The organism is Sutterella parvirubra YIT 11816, from assembly GCF_000250875.1.
GTDB classification, from domain to species: domain Bacteria; phylum Pseudomonadota; class Gammaproteobacteria; order Burkholderiales; family Burkholderiaceae_F; genus Sutterella; species Sutterella parvirubra.
This window is the reverse complement of sequence record NZ_JH605019.1, coordinates 1-1,501: the sequence shown is the minus strand read 5'-3', so window position 1 is coordinate 1,501 and position 1,501 is coordinate 1. Positions and strand designations below refer to the sequence as shown.

The 1,501-nt window shown below is 68.2% G+C and carries 2 protein-coding genes; one reads left to right on the top strand and one right to left on the bottom strand.

The features are described from left to right. The coding region (locus HMPREF9440_RS09900; RefSeq protein WP_008543862.1) for an AraC family transcriptional regulator at nt 1-805 on the top strand (805 nt) is incomplete at its 5' end. Nucleotides 806-890: 85 nt separating this feature from the next. On the opposite strand, the gene HMPREF9440_RS09895 is transcribed toward HMPREF9440_RS09900, so the two are convergent. After that, a partial coding sequence (locus tag HMPREF9440_RS09895; protein WP_008543861.1) for a class A beta-lactamase occupies nt 891-1,501 on the bottom strand: 611 nt, incomplete at its 5' end.

Sequence of the window (1,501 nt, the reverse complement as noted above, 5' to 3'; positions counted from 1 at the left end):
ACACCTTCCCGCCCTTCCCACCCGCTGGCCCGAAAACTTCCGCCCGGACGACGTGACCGCGCCGGTGCACGGCGTCTTGGTGAAGGACCGCATCGAGCACGGCGACGCCCGTGGCGTGGGCCAGCACGCCCACAAGACCGGGCAGCTCACCATCACGCTCTCGGGCTGGGTGGGGTTGTCGGTCGGGGGTTCGATCGTCGCTTTGCCGGCCGGCACCGCCGCGTGGGTGCCTTCGGGCGTCGCCCACGAAGGGATCCTGGGCGAGAATGCCTCGAGTTGGTACGTGCACTTCGCGGAGCCCCTCTGCGCGGAGCTCCCGAAGACGATCGAGCGCTTCTTCATCTCGAACCTCGCCTTGGAAGCGGCGCGGCGCTTCATCGACCGGAACGACCCCTTCGACGCCGACTCGCCCCTCGGGCGGATCGCCAGGGTGCTGATCGACGAGATCCGTTCGGCGGAGCGCCTCAAACCGGGCTTTGCGGCGCTCTCCACGCATCCCCTTTTGAAGGCCGTCGCCGAGGCGATCATTGCGGAGCCCGACATGCGGGTCTCGCGCGAAGACTACGCGGAAGCGGCCGGGATCTCGGGGCGGCAGCTCTCCCGCATCCTCGCGGCGGAAACGGGCAGAGGGTTCGGGGACTGGCGCCTGGAGCTCGTCATGCTTCAGGCGACGCTGCTTCTTCGCCGCGGGATGACCACCGAGGCCGTCGCGGCGGAGGTGGGGTATTCGAGCGCGACCGCCTTCATCGTGGCCTTCAAGCGCGTCTTCGGCGTGACGCCGGGGGCGTACGTGACCGGAAACTGAGGGGCGCCCGTCGTCAGGACCGCAGGAACGCAAAGGGGCGCCCACCGTGAGCGCCCCTCGTTTCGTTGCCTTCTCAGCCTCCGATTCACTTCCCAGGCGCGATCGTCCGCATGACGATCCCGCAGGCCTTCGCCAGAACCGCGTCGCGGGTTTGGAGGTCCGTCCCCGCCGGCATCCTCACGTGAACCGCCGCAAACCAGGCGGCGCCCTCCGGATTGAAGAGCATGGCGTGGACCGAGCTGTTCGTCTCGTCGTCGGACGACCCCGACCCAGTACGGTCCGCAACCGTCCAACCTTGCGGCACCTGCGCCTTGAAGAGGTGCGCGGAGTGCTTGTTGGCCTTCAACATGTCCTCCCACTCCATCCGTTCGTCCGGCGTGAAGTCGAGGTAGAGCTTCCTCCAGAGCTGCGTGATCGCGGACGGGCGCGTCTTGTCGCGCACGTCGTAGGCGGACGTCTTGTTGCAGTCGGGCTCGTAGCGGTCGATGCGGGTCCGGAGGTCCCCCTTCCACTGGAGCCACGCCGTCATCGCGGCGGGGCTGCCCAACGTCTTCATGAGGAGGTTCGCGGCGCGGTTGTCGCTCTCCGAACAAGCGGCGCGCGCGGCGTCCTTCACGCTGATCACGTCGTCCGGGTTCATCTTGGAGAGGACCGGCGCGTGCGGGGCGTCGCCGCCGACCGCTACCTTCACCTCAT